This is a genomic window from Amycolatopsis sp. NPDC088138, from assembly GCF_044741685.1.
In the GTDB taxonomy this organism is placed as follows: Bacteria; Actinomycetota; Actinomycetes; order Mycobacteriales; family Pseudonocardiaceae; genus Amycolatopsis.
In genome coordinates this window covers 599350-616477 of the sequence record NZ_JBIUTB010000003.1, presented here as the reverse complement: position 1 = coordinate 616477, position 17128 = coordinate 599350, and the positions used below count along the sequence as shown (strand labels likewise).

At 68.4% G+C, this 17128-nt stretch carries 18 protein-coding genes and 1 tRNA gene; 17 read left to right on the top strand and 2 right to left on the bottom strand.

Going from position 1 to position 17128, the window contains the following annotated elements:
- Positions 1 to 2: 2 nt before the first annotated feature.
- Positions 3 to 911, bottom strand: a complete 909-nt coding sequence (locus tag ACIOD2_RS17930) for a TIGR03619 family F420-dependent LLM class oxidoreductase (protein WP_400539095.1) — start codon at positions 909 to 911, stop codon at positions 3 to 5.
- A 207-nt stretch (positions 912 to 1118) separates the two neighbouring features.
- Between ACIOD2_RS17930 and ACIOD2_RS17925 the strand changes: the two genes are divergently transcribed.
- From ACIOD2_RS17925 to ACIOD2_RS17900, 6 genes are all read left to right on the top strand, one after another.
- Positions 1119 to 1191: transfer RNA gene (locus tag ACIOD2_RS17925), tRNA-Trp, on the top strand.
- A 26-nt stretch (positions 1192 to 1217) separates the two neighbouring features.
- The gene (gene secE / locus ACIOD2_RS17920; protein WP_400539093.1) at positions 1218 to 1658 is read left to right on the top strand and encodes a preprotein translocase subunit SecE; all 441 of its coding nucleotides are present in this window, start codon (positions 1218 to 1220) and stop codon (positions 1656 to 1658) included.
- A 74-nt stretch (positions 1659 to 1732) separates the two neighbouring features.
- Entirely contained in the window at positions 1733 to 2560 is an 828-nt protein-coding gene (gene nusG, locus ACIOD2_RS17915) for a transcription termination/antitermination protein NusG (RefSeq protein WP_400539091.1), read from the top strand.
- A gap of 73 nt (positions 2561 to 2633) precedes the next feature.
- Complete coding sequence (rplK, locus tag ACIOD2_RS17910) at positions 2634 to 3071, top strand: 50S ribosomal protein L11 (protein WP_003079266.1); 438 nt, start codon at positions 2634 to 2636, stop codon at positions 3069 to 3071.
- Between the two features lie 83 nt (positions 3072 to 3154).
- Positions 3155 to 3874 carry a 50S ribosomal protein L1 gene (rplA, locus tag ACIOD2_RS17905; RefSeq protein ID WP_323329487.1) on the top strand — a complete coding sequence of 240 codons (720 nt, stop codon included), beginning with the start codon at positions 3155 to 3157 and terminating at the stop codon, positions 3872 to 3874.
- 70 nt (positions 3875 to 3944) lie between these two features.
- The gene (locus ACIOD2_RS17900; RefSeq protein WP_400539088.1) at positions 3945 to 4718 is read left to right on the top strand and encodes an alpha/beta fold hydrolase; all 774 of its coding nucleotides are present in this window, start codon (positions 3945 to 3947) and stop codon (positions 4716 to 4718) included.
- On the opposite strand, the gene ACIOD2_RS17895 is transcribed toward ACIOD2_RS17900, so the two are convergent.
- Entirely contained in the window at positions 4715 to 5551 is an 837-nt protein-coding gene (locus tag ACIOD2_RS17895) for a hypothetical protein (protein ID WP_400539086.1), read from the bottom strand. The two genes, ACIOD2_RS17900 and ACIOD2_RS17895, sit on opposite strands and share 4 nt — an antisense overlap.
- A 422-nt stretch (positions 5552 to 5973) precedes the next feature.
- Here ACIOD2_RS17895 and rplJ point away from each other — a divergent pair, with 422 nt between their 5' ends.
- The 11 genes from rplJ (at position 5974) to ACIOD2_RS17840 (ending at position 17117) form a co-directional block, all read left to right on the top strand.
- Entirely contained in the window at positions 5974 to 6528 is a 555-nt protein-coding gene (gene rplJ / locus ACIOD2_RS17890) for a 50S ribosomal protein L10 (protein ID WP_400539084.1), read from the top strand.
- 52 nt (positions 6529 to 6580) lie between these two features.
- Positions 6581 to 6964 (top strand): 50S ribosomal protein L7/L12, encoded by a 384-nt coding sequence (gene rplL / locus ACIOD2_RS17885; protein WP_284747833.1) that lies wholly within the window; start codon positions 6581 to 6583, stop codon positions 6962 to 6964.
- A gap of 358 nt (positions 6965 to 7322) precedes the next feature.
- Positions 7323 to 8525 carry an ABC transporter ATP-binding protein gene (locus ACIOD2_RS17880; RefSeq protein WP_400539082.1) on the top strand — a complete coding sequence of 401 codons (1203 nt, stop codon included), beginning with the start codon at positions 7323 to 7325 and terminating at the stop codon, positions 8523 to 8525.
- The gene (locus ACIOD2_RS17875; RefSeq protein WP_323329492.1) at positions 8522 to 9316 is read left to right on the top strand and encodes an ABC transporter permease; all 795 of its coding nucleotides are present in this window, start codon (positions 8522 to 8524) and stop codon (positions 9314 to 9316) included. The genes ACIOD2_RS17880 and ACIOD2_RS17875 overlap by 4 nt, the downstream gene beginning before the upstream one ends.
- Before the next feature lie 4 nt (positions 9317 to 9320).
- On the top strand, positions 9321 to 10157 hold the full coding sequence (locus ACIOD2_RS17870) for an MlaE family ABC transporter permease (RefSeq protein ID WP_400539080.1): 837 nt from the start codon (positions 9321 to 9323) through the stop codon (positions 10155 to 10157).
- Positions 10154 to 11479 carry an MCE family protein gene (locus tag ACIOD2_RS17865; RefSeq protein WP_400539078.1) on the top strand — a complete coding sequence of 442 codons (1326 nt, stop codon included), beginning with the start codon at positions 10154 to 10156 and terminating at the stop codon, positions 11477 to 11479. The genes ACIOD2_RS17870 and ACIOD2_RS17865 overlap by 4 nt, the downstream gene beginning before the upstream one ends.
- Positions 11476 to 12504 (top strand): MCE family protein, encoded by a 1029-nt coding sequence (locus ACIOD2_RS17860; RefSeq protein ID WP_400539076.1) that lies wholly within the window; start codon positions 11476 to 11478, stop codon positions 12502 to 12504. Before ACIOD2_RS17865 ends, ACIOD2_RS17860 begins: the two co-directional genes overlap by 4 nt.
- Positions 12501 to 13487, top strand: coding sequence for an MCE family protein (locus tag ACIOD2_RS17855; RefSeq protein ID WP_400539074.1), 987 nt, complete (start codon positions 12501 to 12503; stop codon positions 13485 to 13487). Before ACIOD2_RS17860 ends, ACIOD2_RS17855 begins: the two co-directional genes overlap by 4 nt.
- Positions 13484 to 14668, top strand: coding sequence for an MCE family protein (locus ACIOD2_RS17850; RefSeq protein WP_400539072.1), 1185 nt, complete (start codon positions 13484 to 13486; stop codon positions 14666 to 14668). Before ACIOD2_RS17855 ends, ACIOD2_RS17850 begins: the two co-directional genes overlap by 4 nt.
- Positions 14665 to 15852 (top strand): MCE family protein, encoded by a 1188-nt coding sequence (locus ACIOD2_RS17845; RefSeq protein ID WP_400539070.1) that lies wholly within the window; start codon positions 14665 to 14667, stop codon positions 15850 to 15852. The genes ACIOD2_RS17850 and ACIOD2_RS17845 overlap by 4 nt, the downstream gene beginning before the upstream one ends.
- The gene (locus tag ACIOD2_RS17840) at positions 15852 to 17117 is read left to right on the top strand and encodes an MCE family protein (RefSeq protein WP_400539068.1); all 1266 of its coding nucleotides are present in this window, start codon (positions 15852 to 15854) and stop codon (positions 17115 to 17117) included. Before ACIOD2_RS17845 ends, ACIOD2_RS17840 begins: the two co-directional genes overlap by 1 nt.
- Positions 17118 to 17128 lie beyond the last annotated feature (11 nt).

Here is a 17128-nt window from a genome sequence, read left to right as displayed (position 1 = left end):
GCTCAGCCGGTCAGTTCGCCGGCCAGCTCCAGTGCGTGGTCGACGTCCTTCGCGACGTAGTGCAGATCGACCAGCACCTCCGTGATGCCCTCTTCGCGGGCCACGTCCAAGCACGGCAGGACGTCCGCGACCGACTCGACCCCGGTGCCCGCGCGCGGGTTGATCCGCAGTACCCGCCGCAGGGTGCCGGGGTCACGGCCGGCTTTTTCGGCCGTTTCGAGCGCCACCGCCCAGAGGGCCTGCAGGTACTGCCGGGGCATCCAGCCGGCCAGCCAGCCGTCCGCGCGGCGGCCGATCCGGGCCAGTGCCGGCGGCGCGAACCCGGCGAGCAGCACCGGCGGCCGCGGGTCCTGCGCCGGGCGCAGGCCGACCGTCGACGGCGCGATCCGCCACTGCGGGCCGTCGTGCGCCACCGGGTCACCGGTCCAGATCGCCTCGAGCGCGTCGAGCACCTCGTCGAGCCGGTTGCCACGACCCTCCCACGGCACGCCCGTCGCGAAGTACTCCTCGCGCAGCCAGCCGAGCCCGAGGCCGACGTCCAGCCGTCCCGCGCTGGCGAGGTCGAGCGAGGTCAGCGCCCTGGCGAGCAGGACGGGGGAATAGACCGGCCCGGTCAGGGCGCTCATCCCCAAGCGGACCGTGCTCGTCACCGCGGCCGCCGTCGCCAGCGTCGTGAACGGGTCGGCGAAGGTCTTGAACTCCTCCGGGTACGGGTGCTCCGGCGTCCCGCCGCCCGGGTAGAGATCGGACGGCTCGAGCGGCGTCAGGATCCGGTCGCCGACCCACAGGGACCCGAAGCCGAGCTCCTCCGCGGCGACGGCGAAGCGCGCGACGGCGGCGGGGTCGGCGAGTGCGCCGTACTGGGGCAGGGCGAGCCCGAGCCGTGTCCCGCTCACCGGGTTGCTCGTCATGGCGGACATCCTGGCATGATCACCAGGTCGGCGGGGAGGTTTTCCGCAGGCCGACCGGGGTTCGGCGGTTGATCGGGGGGCGCGGTTGCGGGCTCCCGTGAGGCTTGCCGTAGACTTCGGGACTTGGAAAGCACTACGGTCATCCCCGCCTGGATGGTGGGGATGCTGGAAGGCGTCCACGGGGGCTCCGAGCAGTCGGAGCCTCACAGGGGTGTAGCTCAATTGGCAGAGCAGCGGTCTCCAAAACCGCAGGTTGCAGGTTCAAGTCCTGTCACCCCTGCGTAACGGAACTGGTGGAGCGAAGGAGTGGTCGTGAGCGACAGCGACGCCAGCGGCGGCGAGCAGGAGCAGGACGGCACCGGGCAGAAGCCCGAGAGCCAGTCCCGTCCCGTCACAGCTGCTGCCCGGCGTGAGCGCCGCGCGACCGCTCGTCCGGCGGGCAAGTCCGCGGCACGTGCGGACGACAAGACCCGGCCGGCCGGGAAGTCGGGGGAGAAGACCGCCTCCGACGCGAAGGGCGCGGCGACTCCCAAGCGGGACCAGAAGCCGAAGAAGGCCTCCGTGTTCGCGCGGCTGGTGCGCTTCATCCGCGAGGTGTGGGCGGAGCTGCGCAAGGTCATCTGGCCCAACCGCAAGCAGATGGTCACCTACACCGCGGTCGTGCTGGTCTTCGTGGTGTTCATGGTGGCCCTGGTGAGTGGCCTGGACCTGCTGTTCAAGTGGGGCATCGGCCACGTCTTCGGCTGACGCGCTTCGGCGCGCGCCGATAGGGGCTCAGGTCCCGGCCTGACCCCGGCAATGATCAACTGAGAGGACGGAACGTGACCTCCGACAACGGCACAGCAGCCGGTCAGGAGCTGACCGAGCTTTCCGACGAGCAGGTGCACGCGGCACTCGGTGACGAGGAGTCCGAGCACCTGGAGCCCGTCGACGTGCCCGAAGCCGAAGAGGTCGACGAAGCCGCCTCCGAGGAAACCGACGTCACCGACGAGGTGGCCGACGACGCCGAGGCCGAGCCCGCGGTGGACGACGACCCCGTCGCCACGCTGCGCGCCGAGCTGGTCGCCGCCCCCGGCGAGTGGTACGTCGTGCACTCCTACGCCGGGTACGAGAACAAGGTGAAGACCAACCTCGAGACCCGGACCACGACCCTGGACGTCGAGGACTACATCTTCCAGATCGAGGTCCCGACCGAAGAGGTCACCGAGATCAAGAACGGCCAGCGCAAGCAGGTACAGCGCAAGGTGCTGCCCGGCTACATCCTGGTCCGGATGGACCTGAACGACGCCTCGTGGAGCGCGGTGCGCAACACGCCGGGTGTCACCGGGTTCGTCGGCGCCACCTCGCGGCCCTCGCCGCTGACCGTGGACGAGGTGCTGAAGTTCCTCGCCCCGAAGGTCGAGAGCGAAGCCCCCGCGAAGGGCGGCAAGGGCGAGTCCGGCACGACCGCGGCCCCGCTCGGTGGCCCGGCCGTCGAGGTCGACTTCGAGATCGGCGAGTCGGTCACCGTCATGGACGGCCCGTTCGCCACGCTCCCGGCGACGATCTCCGAGGTCAACGTCGATGGGCAGAAGCTGAAGGTCCTGGTGTCGATCTTCGGCCGGGAGACCCCGGTCGAGCTGTCGTTCACGCAGGTCTCCAAGATCTGACGGCTGCAGCGCGGCCGCAGTCCCCACGTCCACGGCAGGTACGCGGGGAACGTAGTACAGGACAGGAAAAGAAATGCCACCCAAGAAGAAGAAGCTTGCGGCGATCATCAAGCTGCAGATCAAGGCGGGCGCGGCCAACCCCGCTCCGCCGGTCGGCCCGGCCCTGGGTCAGCACGGCGTCAACATCATGGAGTTCTGCAAGGCCTACAACGCCGCGACCGAGTCGCAGCGTGGGGACGTCGTCCCGGTCGAGATCTCCGTGTACGAAGACCGGTCGTTCGACTTCAAGCTGAAGACGCCGCCGGCCGCGCGCCTGCTGCTCAAGGCCGCTGGTGTCGAGAAGGGCTCCGGCGAGCCGCACAAGACCAAGGTCGCCAAGGTCACTTGGGACCAGGTCCGCGAGATCGCCAAGACCAAGGAGACCGACCTCAACGCGCACGACATCGACCAGGCCGCGAAGATCATCGCCGGCACCGCCCGCTCCATGGGCATCACGGTCGTCGACGCCTGACGTCTGCAGCACAGCAGTACGTGGGAGAGCCCGGTGCGGCTCGTCACCACACTGATCCGTTTTGAGAAGTTAAGGACAGAAGCATGACCAAGCACAGCAAGGCATACCGCCAGGCTGCGGAGCTGATCGACAAGGCGCGGCTGTACGCGCCCCTCGACGCCGCGAAGCTGGCGAAGGAGACCTCCAAGACCAAGATGGACGCGACCGTCGAGGTCGCGATGCGTCTCGGTGTGGACCCGCGCAAGGCCGACCAGATGGTCCGCGGCACCGTGAACCTGCCGCACGGCACCGGTAAGACCGCTCGCGTCATCGTCTTCGCCGTCGGTGACAAGGCCGCCGAGGCCGAGGCCGCCGGCGCGGACGCGGTCGGCACCGACGAGCTGATCGAGCGCATCCAGGGTGGCTGGCTCGACTTCGACGCCGCGATCGCGACGCCGGACCAGATGGCCAAGGTGGGCCGCATCGCCCGCATCCTCGGCCCGCGTGGCCTGATGCCGAACCCGAAGACCGGCACCGTGACCCCCGCGGTCACGAAGGCGGTTCAGGACATCAAGGGCGGTAAGATCAACTTCCGCGTCGACAAGCAGGCCAACCTGCACCTGGTGATCGGCAAGGCTTCCTTCGACACCGAGAAGCTGGTCGAGAACTACGCGGCGGCGCTGGACGAGATCCTCCGCGCCAAGCCGTCGTCGGCGAAGGGCCGTTACCTGAAGAAGGTCACCTTCACCACGACGATGGGCCCGGGCATCCCGGTCGACCCGCTGCGGACCCGCAACCTCCTTTCCGAGGACGCGAACGTCTGAGTCGGACATCACCAGAAAGGGCGCTCCCGCTTGCTGCGGGGGCGCCCTTTCTTCGTGTCTTATTGACGGCATGCCGACATTCGCGTCGTTCGACGGGCTCCAGCTGAACTACACCGTGTGGGAGGGCGAAGCCGCCGTCCGCCCGGTGCTGCTGCAGCACGGCTTCGCGGCCGACACGAACGCGAACTGGATCTCGACCGGCGTCGTCGCGGCCCTGCGCAAGGCCGGTTTCACGGTCGTCTCGCTGGACGCCCGCGGCCACGGCCGTTCCGAGAAACCGCACGACGAGTCCCGCTACACCGAGGCCACGATGGCGCACGACGTCTCAGCACTGCTGGACGAGCTGGCCCTGGACGAGGTCTCGATGGTCGGCTACTCGATGGGCGCGATCATCGCCCTGGCGGCAACGGCGGCCGACAAGCGCATCCGCTGCCTGGCCACGGGCGGAGTGGGCTCGGGCATCGTCGACTTCGGCGGGGTGGACCTGCGCGTCGTCAAGCCGGCCGACATCGCCTCGGCCCTGCTGGCGGAAGACCCGACCACGGTCCCGCCATCGGGAGTCCCGTTCCGCCTCCTGGCCGACGCGGTGGGCGGCGACCGCAAGGCACTGGCGGCGGTGGCCATGGCGTCCCGCGAGGGAGCGGTGGACCTGTCGGGGATCAGCGTCCCGACCCTGGTCCTGGCGGGCGACCAGGACGTCCTGGCAGCGGAACCCGAACGCCTGGCGGCAGCCATCGCGGGAGCCAGGTTGGTCCGAATCCCCGGCGACCACATGACGGCGGTCATGTCCCCGGCGTTCTCGGAGGCCCTGGTGTCGTTCCTGTCGGCCCCGCACCCGCGTTAACGGGTCGTCGGCGTCGGGGTGGTGGGGACGCCGCTGCACTTCGCCGGGCCGATGGCGTGGCCGGTGATCAGCCACTGGTCCTTCTCGACCTTCGTGACCGTGAAGACGCCCAATGCCGGCCCCGCCTTGATGTCGAAGGCGCAGGAATCGATGGTGACGGTGTTTCCGGGCAGGGGTTCCGAGACGTACGACGGCAGGGACTCGGCGTAGTCGTTCTTGTTCGTCACCTGGGACGAGAGGAACTCGACGGCCTTCTTGCAGTCGGTCTGCGCGGCGTTCTGCCGGAACGTCTGGGCGATGTCCTGGGCGAACTGGGTCTGGATGTCGTGCTGACCCTCGTTCTGGAACCGGCCGCAGGCGTCGTCCACCCGGCCCTGGGCGATGTTGTGGTAGACGAACCGCACGGCCTCGTACGGGTTCGTCGAGTAGATGTGGTTCGTGTGGTACTTGCCGCCGCCCTCCTGGGCGAGCTGCTCCGACGTCTTCCCCGCGTCGTTGGGGAAGAAGTGGTTGTACAGCCACGTTCCCGCGACCGCGAGGACCACGAACGCCAGTACCCAGGCGATGACCTTCTTGCCCAGCCACGTCAGCCACTTCGGCGCCGGGCGGCGAGGACGGCGCTCCGCCGGGACCACCTCTCGCGACGGGCCCGGAGGCAGTGGTGGCTGGCCACCGGAGTACTGCGTGGCCGGCGGCTGCCCGTACTGGGAAGCCTGCACCTGCCCGGCGCCCGGCGGCGGTGCGGGCTCATTGCCCTGCTGGGCCTGGGTGAACCTCAGGTAGTCCTGGAACTGCTGGAACTGGCGGAACTGCTCCAGCTGCGCCGGATCCATCGGCGGCTGAGATGGCTGAGCAGGTGGCTGCGGAGGAGTAGCGGGCGTGTGAGAGCCCGCCGGTTCGACTTCCGCGCCCGGCTTTCCGTCATCACGCTGCTCCGCCACGTGACCATGATGCCCGCCGGGGCTGGAGAAGGAACCCCCGCCGCCCCAAAACGCAGGTCAGGGGGGTGGCGGAAACCTTGTCGAGGGTCAGGGTTATAGTTACTCCCAGTTCTACCGAAGACCGCTGGTTATCCGAGTGCCCCCACGGACACGAGGAACGAAGGTCCCGCATCGCCGGGCGGCCCGCGCAGGAGGAACGAGGCTCGGCACGTCACTGTGCCGTACTACGCCCCGCGCCTGTCTGCGCGAGGGCGTTTTGTCGTTTCGGGGGCTCTTCGGGCCAGTGGAAACACTAGCCAAGAGAGGAGGCGACCATGGCGAAGCCCGACAAGGTGGCGGCCGTCGCCGAGATCGCGGAGAGCTTCCGCAGCAGCTCGGCCACCGTCGTTACCCAGTACACCGGCCTCTCCGTGTCCCAGCTGTCCCAGCTGCGCCGCGCTCTCGGCACCAGTGCCAAGTACCGGGTCGCGAAGAACACCCTCGTGAAGCGTGCCGCCGCGGACGCCGGCGTCACGGGGCTCGAGGACCTGTTCGTCGGCGCGACCGCCATCGCCTTCGTCGAGGGTGAAGCGGTCGACGCCGCCAAGGCGCTTCGCGACTTCGCGAAGGACAACAACGCGCTTGTGATCAAGGGCGGCTACATGGACGGCAAAGCGCTGTCCGTGGACGAGATCAACAAGATCGCCGATCTCGACAGCCGTGAGGTCCTGCTCGCCAAGGCGGCGGGCGCGTTCAAGGCGAAGCTCTCCCAGGCCGCCGCGCTGTTCCAGGCGCCGGCGTCCCAGGTCGCCCGCCTGGCTGCCGCGCTGGAGGAGAAGCAGCGCAACGCCACCGGTACCGAAGCAGCCGAAGCACCCGCCGAGAGCTGAACCACCCCCCATCCCGAACGTTTTTAGTTCGTTTTTCTGAGAGGAAGCCATCATGGCGAAGCTGAGCACCGCCGAGCTGATCGACGCCTTCAAGGAGCTCACCCTCCTCGAGCTGTCCGAGTTCGTGAAGGAGTTCGAAGAGGTCTTCGACGTCACCGCCGCCGCTCCGGTCGCCGTCGCCGCCGGCCCGGCCGCCGCCGCTGCCGCCCCGGTCGAGGAGCAGGACGAGTTCGACGTCATCCTCGAGGGCGCGGGCGACAAGAAGATCCAGGTCATCAAGGTCGTCCGCGAGGTCGTCTCCGGCCTGGGCCTGAAGGAGGCCAAGGAGCTGGTCGAGGCCGCTCCCAAGGCCCTCCTGGAGAAGGTCGACAAGGAGGCCGCCGAGGCCGCCAAGGAGAAGCTCGAGGCTGCGGGCGCCAAGATCTCCATCAAGTGATCTCGGGCGCGCAAGCGCCTAGGCACCACCTCGTGAAGGGGCGGGCATCCACCGGATGCCCGCCCCTTTCGTCTGTCCCCCTAGGGGTGGTGTCCGAATAGCCCCGGGTCCCTAAATCGTGGATTCCGGGCTGGGTGAAACTGCGCCACTGCCCCGTTTGGACTACCGTGCTGCGAGTTGGCGATCACGGCGGGGTGACGATGCCGTCGGGGCTGGCCAGAAAAGAAAACTCGTGAGTAACCTGTTCGCACTCAGCTCGTTGCACCTGGTTGACGCGGGTTCTCGGGGCGCATGGCCCGCACCCGCCGACAGGGTGTGGCAGCGGGCGCAATGACGCGGAACAGCTCCTGGAGGTGCGATGGGTGCCGAGGTGGTCATCGAAGGTCTGACGAAGTCCTTCGGTAAGCAGGCCATCTGGCGGGACGTCACGTTGACGCTGCCTCCGGGCGAGGTGTCGGCGATGCTCGGCCCGTCGGGAACCGGTAAGTCGGTGTTCCTCAAGTCGATGATCGGGCTGCTCAAGCCCGACCGCGGCCGCTGCGTGATCAACGGGGTGGACATCGTCACCTGCTCCGAGCACAAGCTCTACGAGATCCGGAAGCTCTTCGGCGTCCTCTTCCAGGACGGCGCGCTGTTCGGCTCGATGAACCTCTACGACAACGTCGCGTTCCCGCTGCGGGAGCACACGAAGAAGTCCGAAACCGAGATCCGGCAGATCGTGCGCGAGAAGCTCGAGATGACCGGTCTCGCCGGCGCCGACAAGAAGCTCCCGGGCGAGATCTCCGGCGGGATGCGCAAGCGCGCCGGCCTGGCCCGCGCCCTCGTGCTGGACCCCGAGATCATCCTGGTCGACGAGCCGGACTCCGGCCTCGACCCGGTCCGCACGACCTACATCTCGCAGCTGTTCCTCGACGTGAACGCGCAGATCGACGCGACGTTCCTGATCGTCACGCACAACATCAACCTGGCCCGGACCGTGCCGGACAACCTGGGCATGCTCTTCCGCAAGGAACTGGTCATGTTCGGCCCGCGCGAGGTGCTCCTGACCAGCGAAGAGCCGGTCGTCAAGCAGTTCCTCAACGGCAAGATGCAGGGCCCGATCGGGATGTCCGAGGAGAAGGACTCCGCGCAGATGGCCGCCGAGCAGGCGATGTTCGACGCCGGGCACCACGCGGGTGGTGTCGAGGACGTCTCGGGCGTGCCGCCGCAGATGCAGACGACGCCGGGTGTGCCGCAGCGGATGGGGGCGGTCCGCCGCAAGGACCGCGTCATGGAGATCATGCACCGGCTGCCGGACGCCGCGCAGCAGGGCATCATCGCCTCGCTGAGCCCCGAGGAGCAGCGCCACTACGGCGTCAGCCCGCGGCAGGTCGCGCAGGCCCAGCAGCAGCAACAGCAGCAGGTCCCGGCCGGCGCCCGCCAGGGTGACGGCGTCCCGAACCAGCACCACGGCCAGCTGCCCGCCGACCAGGTGGCGCGCATCCCCGGCGGCCAGCAGCCGAGACCCGGCGGCTCGCACCGGATGCCACCGCCGCCGAACAACGGGCCAGGTGGCAGGTGAGTTCTCCCGCTTCACAGGCGAAGATCCCCGGGATCGGCATCCTCCGCGAAACCGGGAACCTGTTCGCCCTCGGCCTCGACATCGTTCGTGGCATCTTCCAGCGCCCGTTCCAGCTGCGGGAGTTCATCCAGCAGGCCTGGTTCATCGCGAGCGTGACGATCCTGCCGACGGCCCTGGTGGCCATCCCCTTCGGCGCGGTCATCTCGCTGCAGTTCGGTTCGCTCGCCCGCCAGCTGGGCGCGCAGTCCTACACCGGCGCGGGCTCCGTGCTCGCCACCGTGCAGCAGGCCAGTCCGCTGGTCACCGCGCTGCTGGTGGCGGGTGCGGGCGGCTCCGCCGTCTGTGCCGACATCGGGGCGCGGACCATCCGCGAAGAGATCGCCGCGATGGAGGTGCTGGGCGTCTCCGCGGTGCAGCGGCTGATCGTGCCGCGCACCCTCGCGATGATGCTGGTCGCGTTGCTGCTCAACGGCATGGTCAGCGTCATCGGCGTGCTGGGCGGCTACTTCTTCAACGTCGTGCTGCAGGGCGGGACGCCGGGTGCGTACCTGGCGAGCTTCTCCGCCCTGGCCCAGCTGCCCGACCTGTGGGTCGGTGAGCTGAAGGCGCTGATCTTCGGGTTCATCGCCGCCGTCGTCGCGTCCTACCGGGGTCTGAACCCCTCCGGCGGCCCCAAGGGCGTCGGGGACGCGGTGAACCAGTCGGTGGTCATCACGTTCCTCATGCTGTTCGTCGTGAACTTCGTGATCACCCTGATCTACCTGCAGATCGTGCCCGGAAAGCTGGACTAGCGCCATGACGTTCCTCCAGGGCGCGAAACGCGTCGCCAACCGACCGCTCCAGACACTGGACGCCTTGGGCGACCAGATGTCGTTCTACGGCCGTGCGCTGCTGTGGACGCCGCGGACGCTGCGCCGCTACACCAAGGAAGTCCTGCGGCTGCTGGCCGAGGTGAGCTTCGGCTCCGGCTCGCTGGCGGTCATCGGCGGCACGGTCGGGGTCATGGTCGGCCTGACGCTGTTCACCGGTGTCCTCGTCGGCCTCCAGGGCTACTCGGCGCTGAACTCGATCGGGACGTCGGCCTTCACCGGCTTCCTGACGGCGTTCTTCAACACCCGCGAGATCGCGCCACTGGTCGCGGGGCTCGCGCTGAGCGCCACCGTCGGCGCCGGCTTCACCGCGCAGCTCGGCGCGATGCGGATCTCCGAGGAGATCGACGCGCTCGAGGTGATGGGCGTGCCGAGCCTGCCGTACCTGGTGACGACCCGGATCATCGCCGGGTTCGTCGCGGTCATCCCGCTCTACATCATCGGCCTGCTGAGCTCGTACCTCGCGTCGAGACTGGTCGTGATCTACATCTACAACCAGTCGGCCGGTACCTACGACCACTACTTCGACCTGTTCTTACCGCCGCAGGACGTGCTGTATTCGTTCATCAAGGTGCTGCTCTTCAGCGTCCTGATCATCCTGTCTCACTGCTACTTCGGGTACCGGGCGACCGGTGGCCCGGCCGGGGTCGGCGTCGCGGTCGGCAAGGCGGTCCGGCTCTCGATCGTCACGGTCTCGATCATGAACTTCTTCATCGGCTTCGCCATCTGGGGAACCGACGTCACGGTAAGGATCGCGGGATGACCACGTTGCGACGCAGGCTGCTGGGCCTGCTGCTGGTCGCCGTGATGGTCGGCGGCGTGGCGCTTTCGATCGCGCTCTACGACAAGGCGTTCACCAAGTTCGTCACGGTGAAGCTGCAGGCCGACAAGATCGGCAACCAGCTGATCCAGCAGTCCGACGTCAAGGTCCGCGGCCTGATCGTCGGCTCGGTCAAGGACATCTCGGCCACCGCCGACGGCGCGGAGCTGACGCTCGCGCTGAACCCGGAATCGGCGAAGCTGATCCCGGAGAACGTCTCGGCGCGGTTCCTGCCGAAGACGCTCTTCGGTGAGCGCTTCGTTTCGCTGGAGATCCCGGCCAAGCCGTCGTCGAAGACGCTGACGAACGGCGACGTGATCCCGCAGGACCGGACGTCGAGCGCGGTCGAGCTGGAGCAGGCGTTCGCGCACCTGATGCCGGTGCTGCAGGCGGTCCAGCCGCAGAAGCTGTCGGCGACGCTCACCGCGATCTCGACCGCGCTGTCCGGCCGCGGCGACCAGCTCGGCGACACGCTGTCGCAGCTGGGCAGCTACATCGGCGAGCTGAACCCGCACGAGCCGGAGCTGCAGCACAACCTCAAGGCGCTGGCGGAGTTCTCCGACAACCTCAAGGACTCGGCCCCGGACCTGGTGCAGAGCCTCGACAACCTGAGCACGACCACCCGCACGGTGGTCGACCAGCAGCAGAACCTGTCGAGCCTCTACGGCACCCTGACCCAGGCGTCGGTGGACCTGCAGACGTTCCTGCAGAACAACAAGGACAACATCATCTCCCTCGCCTCCACCGCCCGGCCGACGGCCGAGCTGCTGGCGAAGTACGCGCCGGAGTACCCCTGCGTGATCTCCCAGATGGCCAAGAACGTCCCCCTGATCGACCAGGCGCTGGGCAAGGGCACCAACCAGCCCGGCCTGCACGCGACCATCGAGGTCGTCGTGCCGCGCGCGCCGTACGAGGCGGGCAAGGAAGAGCCGCGGTTCGACGACAAGCGCGGCCCGCGCTGCTACGACTCGGACAAGCTGCCGAACCCGTTCCCCTCGGAGCCGCCGGACGGCGCCTTCAAGGACGGCACGATCCACCAGACCGCGCCGAAGACCGTCGGTGAAGGCCTCAACCCGGCCAACTTCAAGGCCGACGCCACCGGTGGCAACGGCTCCGGCGGGAACCTGGCCTACTCGACGGCGGAGCAGGGCTTCCTGGCCGACCTGCTGGGCCCGCAGCTCGGCATGAACGCCGCGGACGTCCCGAGCTGGAGCGCGCTGCTCGTCGGCCCGCTGTACCGGGGTGCGGAGGTGACGGTCAAGTGAGGGGCCTGCTCGCACCGCTGATCAAGCTGGGCGTCTTCGTGGTCGTCACCGTGCTGTTCACGACGATCCTCGGGATCAGCATCGCCAACATCAACACGACCAGCACCAACGCCTACAAGGCGCGCTTCACCGACGCGACGCTCCTGCTGCCCAACGACGACGTCCGCATCGCCGGCGTCCGGGTCGGGCAGGTCAAGGACGTCAAGATCGTCGACAAGCGCCAGGCCGAGGTCGAGTTCGAGGTCGACGCCGGACGACAGCTGCCCGCCGGGGTCACCGCGCAGATCAAGTTCCGCAACCTGGTCGGCCAGCGCTACGTCTCCCTCGGCGAGGGTGACGACACCTCCGGCAAGACGCTCGGCCCCGGTGGCACCATCCCGCTGGAGCGGACGCAACCGGCGCTGGACCTGACCGAGCTGTTCAACGGCTTCAAGCCGCTGTTCACCGCGCTCAACCCGGACGACGTCAACAAGCTGTCCTACGAGGTCATCCAGGTCCTGCAGGGCGAGGGCGGCACCGTGGAGAGCCTGCTGTCGCACACCGCGTCGCTGGCCACCACGATCGCCGACAAGGACCAGGTCATCGGCCAGGTCATCGACAACCTCAACTCCGTGCTCGACACGGTCAACGCGCACACCCCGCAGCTCAACGACCTGATCGTGAAGCTGCAGCAGCTGGTGTCCGGGCTGGCCGCGGACCGCAAGCCGATCGGTGACGCGATCGAGAGCCTCGGCAACCTGGCCCAGACGACGTCCGGCCTGCTCGGCGAGGTCCGCGAGCCGCTGAAGAACGACATCAGCGCGCTGGGCACGCTGACCGACAAGCTCAACAAGAACGAGCCGGAGCTGGAGCACTTCATCCAGTTCCTGCCGGAGAAGGTCAGCACGCTGACCCGCACCGCGGACTACGGCTCCTGGTTCAACTTCTACGCCTGCGAGTTCTCCGGGAGCGTCAGCTTGCCGCCACTGATCAACGACGTCGCGATCCCGCTGATCCCGGTCAACCGGGAGAGGTGCACGGGATGAAGTCCTTCCAGAAGCGCAACCCCGTCCCGATCGCGCTGGTCGGCATCGCCGTCCTCGCGCTGGCCTTCATCGCCGCGCTGAACTCCGACGACCTGCCGGTGATCGGCGGCGGCACCACCTACAGCGCCGAGTTCAGCGAGGCCTCCGGGCTGCAGACCGACAACGACGTCCGGATCGCCGGCGTCAAGGTCGGCAAGGTCAGCGACATCAAGCTCGACGGCGCGTCGGTCAAGGTGTCGTTCAAGGTCAAGGACGCGTGGCTGGGTGACCGGACCAGCGCCGCGATCAAGATCAAGACGCTGCTCGGGCAGAAGTACCTGTCGCTGGACCCGCAGGGTGAGGGCGCGCTGAACCCGGGCACCGGGATCCCGCGCGAGCGCACCATGGCCCCCTACGACGTGCTCGACGCCTTCCGCGGGCTCTCGCAGACCGTCGACGACATCGACACCAAGCAGCTGGCGCAGAGCTTCGACACCATCTCGGGGACGTTCGCCAACACGCCGCAGGACGTGAAGGGTGCGCTGTCCGGGCTGTCGAAGCTGTCCGACACGATCGCCTCGCGCGACAGCCAGCTGTCGAACCTGCTGGCCAACACCCGCGAGGTGTCGCAGACGCTGGTCGACCGCGACGCCGAGGTGCAGAAGCTGCTCACCGACGGCAACGCGCTGCTCGGCGAGCTGGCCAAGCGCGAGGACGCGATCACGTCGCTGCTGAACGGCTCCCGCGAGCTGGCCACGCAGCTGCAGGGCCTGATCGACGACAACGGCAAGCAGCTGGACCCGGTGCTCACCCAGCTCGACCAGCTGACGTCGATGCTGCAGCGCAACCAGGACGCGCTGGGCCAGGGCATCGCGAAGTTCGCGCCGTTCATCCGCGTCTTCACCAACACCATCGGCAACGGCCGCTGGTTCGACAACTACATCTGCGGCCTGGTCCTGCCGTCGTTCGGTCCGCTCAACGAAGAGGGGTGCTACACGAAATGAGTGACACCCGCTTCGGCCAGGCCCTGACCCGGGGCTTCACCATCGCGATCGTGCTCGCGCTCGTCGTCGCCGGCGGGATCTGGTGGACGCTCAAGGACGCCGGCCGCAACCACCTGACCGCGTACTTCGCCGGTGCCGTCGGCCTGTACGAGGGCAACAGCGTGCGGATGCTCGGCGTCGACATGGGCACGGTCACCAAGATCCAGCCCATGGGCAACCAGGTGAAGGTCGAGTTCGAGTACGACCGCTCGGTCGCCGTGCCGGCCGACGCGAAGGCGCTGATCGTGGCGCCGTCGCTGGTGTCGGACCGCTACGTCCAGCTGGCCCCGGCCTACACCGGCGGCCCGCGGATCTCCGACGGCGCCACCATCGGCCTCGACCGCACCGAGGTGCCCCTCGAGGTCGACCAGCTCGCGTCCAGCCTGGCCCGGGTCAGCGAGACCCTCGGCCCGAACGGCGCCAACAAGAACGGGTCGCTGTCGAACCTGCTGAACACCGCGGCGGCCAACGTCGACGGCAACGGCCAGGCCCTGCACGACACGATCACCAAGCTCGGCCAGGCCGCGGGCACGTTGGCCGGCAACAAGGACGACCTGTTCTCCACGGTCGAGAACCTCGGCAAGTTCTCGCAGACGCTGGCCGACTCCGACAGCCAGGTCCGCGACTTCGAGGGCCAGCTCGCCGACGTCAGCGGCTACCTGGCGTCCGAAAAGGACAACCTGGCCGCGACCGTGCAGCAGCTGGGCACCACGCTCACCTCGGTGCAGGCGTTCATCGACCAGAACCACGACCGGCTCAAGTCCAATGTGGACAAGCTGGCCGGGATCACCAACGTCCTGGTCGACCAGCGCAGCTCGCTCGCCGAGATCCTCGACGTCGCGCCGGTCGGCCTGAGCAACCTGGTCAACACCTACAACGGCGCGGCCGGCACGCTCGACGCCCGGCCGAACCTCAACGAGCTGACCCAGCCGCCGCTGGTGATGATCTGCCGGCTGCTCAAGCAGGTCGGCACCAACAGCATCCCGGACGTGCTCGGCAACGCCTGCGAGAACATCGCCGGCGTGGTCGACAAGGTGATCCCGCTGCCGTCCCTGGCGCAGACCCTGCAGGCCCTGCAGTCCGGTCAGCTGCCGCCCTTGCCGCTGCCCATCGCCGGGCAGCTCTACGGAGGTGGCCAGTGAGGAAGCTGCTGACCGTCGGGGCGCTGGTGACGGCGTCCGCGCTGGTGCTCACCGGCTGCTCGTTCAAGGGCATCTACGACCTGCCGCTGCCCGGTGGCGCCGACCTCGGCGACCACCCGTACACGGTGAACGTCGAGTTCCGGGACGTCCTCGACCTCACGCCGAAGGCGGGCGTGAAGGTCAACGAGGTGCCGGTCGGGCAGGTCGAGAACGTCGGCCTCACCAAGGACGGCTGGCACGCGCTGGTCACGCTCAAGGTCAACGGCGACGTCAAGCTGCCGGCCAACGCGCTGGCCAACGTGAAGCAGTCCAGCCTGCTCGGCGAGAAGTACGTCGAGCTCGCCTCGCCCGGGGACGACCAGGCCCAGGGCAAGCTCGCGAACGACGCGACGATCCCGCTGGCCCGGACGAACCGCAGCGTCGAGGTCGAAGAGCTGCTGGGCGCGCTGTCCCTGCTGCTCAACGGCGGTGGGGTCGACCAGCTCAACACCATCACCAAGGAGCTCAACAACGCCACGTCGGGCCGCGAGCCGGACATCAAGGCGCTGCTGGACAACGCGAACCTGCTGGTCACCAACCTGGACAACCAGTCGAAGAACATCACCCGGGCCATCGACGGGCTGAACCGGCTCTCCTCGACGCTCAACGACCAGAAGGACAAGCTGGTCGGCGCGGTCGACAACCTCGGGCCCGGCCTCGGCGTGCTCGAGTCGCAGCGCGGCCAGCTGGTCACCATGCTGAACGCGCTGGACAACCTCTCCGGGGTGGCCACCGAGACGGTGAACGCGTCGCAGAAGGACCTCGTCGCCGACCTGAAGGCGCTGACGCCGACGCTGCAGAAGCTCGGCGAGGCGGGCAACGACCTGCCGAAGGCGCTGCAGATCCTGCTGACGTTCCCGTTCAGCGACCAGGCCGTCAACGGCGTCAAGGGCGACTACTTCAACCTCTACGCCAAGGTCGACCTGAACCTGCAGACCATCGTCAGCAACCTGGGCAACAGCCGCCAGAACATCCTGAACGGCCAGCTCCCGCTCCCGGGCCTGACCGGTGGCGTCCAGGGCACGCCGTCCGACCAGCCGCCGCCGCTGCCCATCCCGGGTGAAAGCGGTCAGACGGGACAACCCGGGAAGTCGCAGTCCGGCCTGTCCGGGCTCTTCGGTCTCCTGTCGGGAGGTAACGGCTGATGCTGGTGCGCAGGACGAGGTTGCAGCTGGTCGCGTTCGCGATCATCTCGATCGTCGCGATCGTGTACGCGCTGATCCGGTTCGCCGGGCTCGGCACGGTGTTCGGCAACAGCGGTTACACGGTGAAGCTCGAGCTCAACGAGTCGGGCGGCATCTTCACCAACGCCGAGGTCACCTACCGCGGCTTCAACGTCGGCCGGGTGGGGGAGCTGCGGCTCACCCAGACCGGCCTGGAGGCCGACCTCAACATCGACCCGTCGGCGCCGCAGGTCCCCGCGGACCTCGACGCCGTCGTCGCCAACCGCTCGGCCGTCGGCGAGCAGTACGTCGACCTGCGGCCCAAGGCCGACAAGGGCCCGTACCTCGCGGCCGGCTCGGTCATCCCGGCGAACAAGACCACCACCCCGGTCAGCACCGACCGGCTGATCGGCGACCTCGACTCGCTCGCGGCGTCGGTCCCGGTCGACTCGCTGCGCACGGTCGTCGACGAGTCCTACGACGCGTTCCGCGGCACCGGCGGCGACCTGCAGAAGCTGCTCGACACCGCGCGCAGCTTCACCACGACGGCGCAGCAGTACCTGCCGCAGACGATCCAGCTGCTCGACGCCGGCGGCCAGGTGCTGGACACGCAGAACGACGAGGCGGCGAACTTCGCGTCGTTCAGCAAGAGCCTCAACGAGCTCACCGGCACCCTGAAGAACTCCGACGGCGACCTGCGCAAGCTCATCGGCATCACGCCGCAGGTGGCGTCGCAGATCAGCCAGGTGCTGAGCGAGTCCGGCCCGGGCCTCGGCGCGCTGACGGCGAACCTGCTGACCACGGCCAACCTGACCGTGACCCGGCTGGACGGCATCGAGCAGGGCCTGGTGACGTACCCGGCGCTGGCCGGCGCGGCCAGCAGCGTTGCGCCCGGTGACGGCACCGCGCACCTCGGGCTGGTGCTCAACCTGTTCAACCCGCCGGCCTGCACCAAGGGCTACATCCCCTACCAGCAGTACCGGACGGGGGCCGACCTTTCGGCGAAGCCGGCCAAGGAAGACGCGTACTGTGCCGAACCGAAGGGCAGCCCGATCAACGTGCGCGGCGCGCAGAACGCGCCGTACAACGGGGTGCCGGTCGCCCCGAGCAACGGTGACGTCGCGGCGAACGCGAACCGGCCGGCCGAAGAGCTGGCCGAGGAGCGGGACACCCGGGGCGTGCCGGGCATCGTCGGCAGCCCCGGCGTCAGCCTGAACAGCCTGGGATCGCTGCTCGGACTCGCCTGACGTGGATTTGA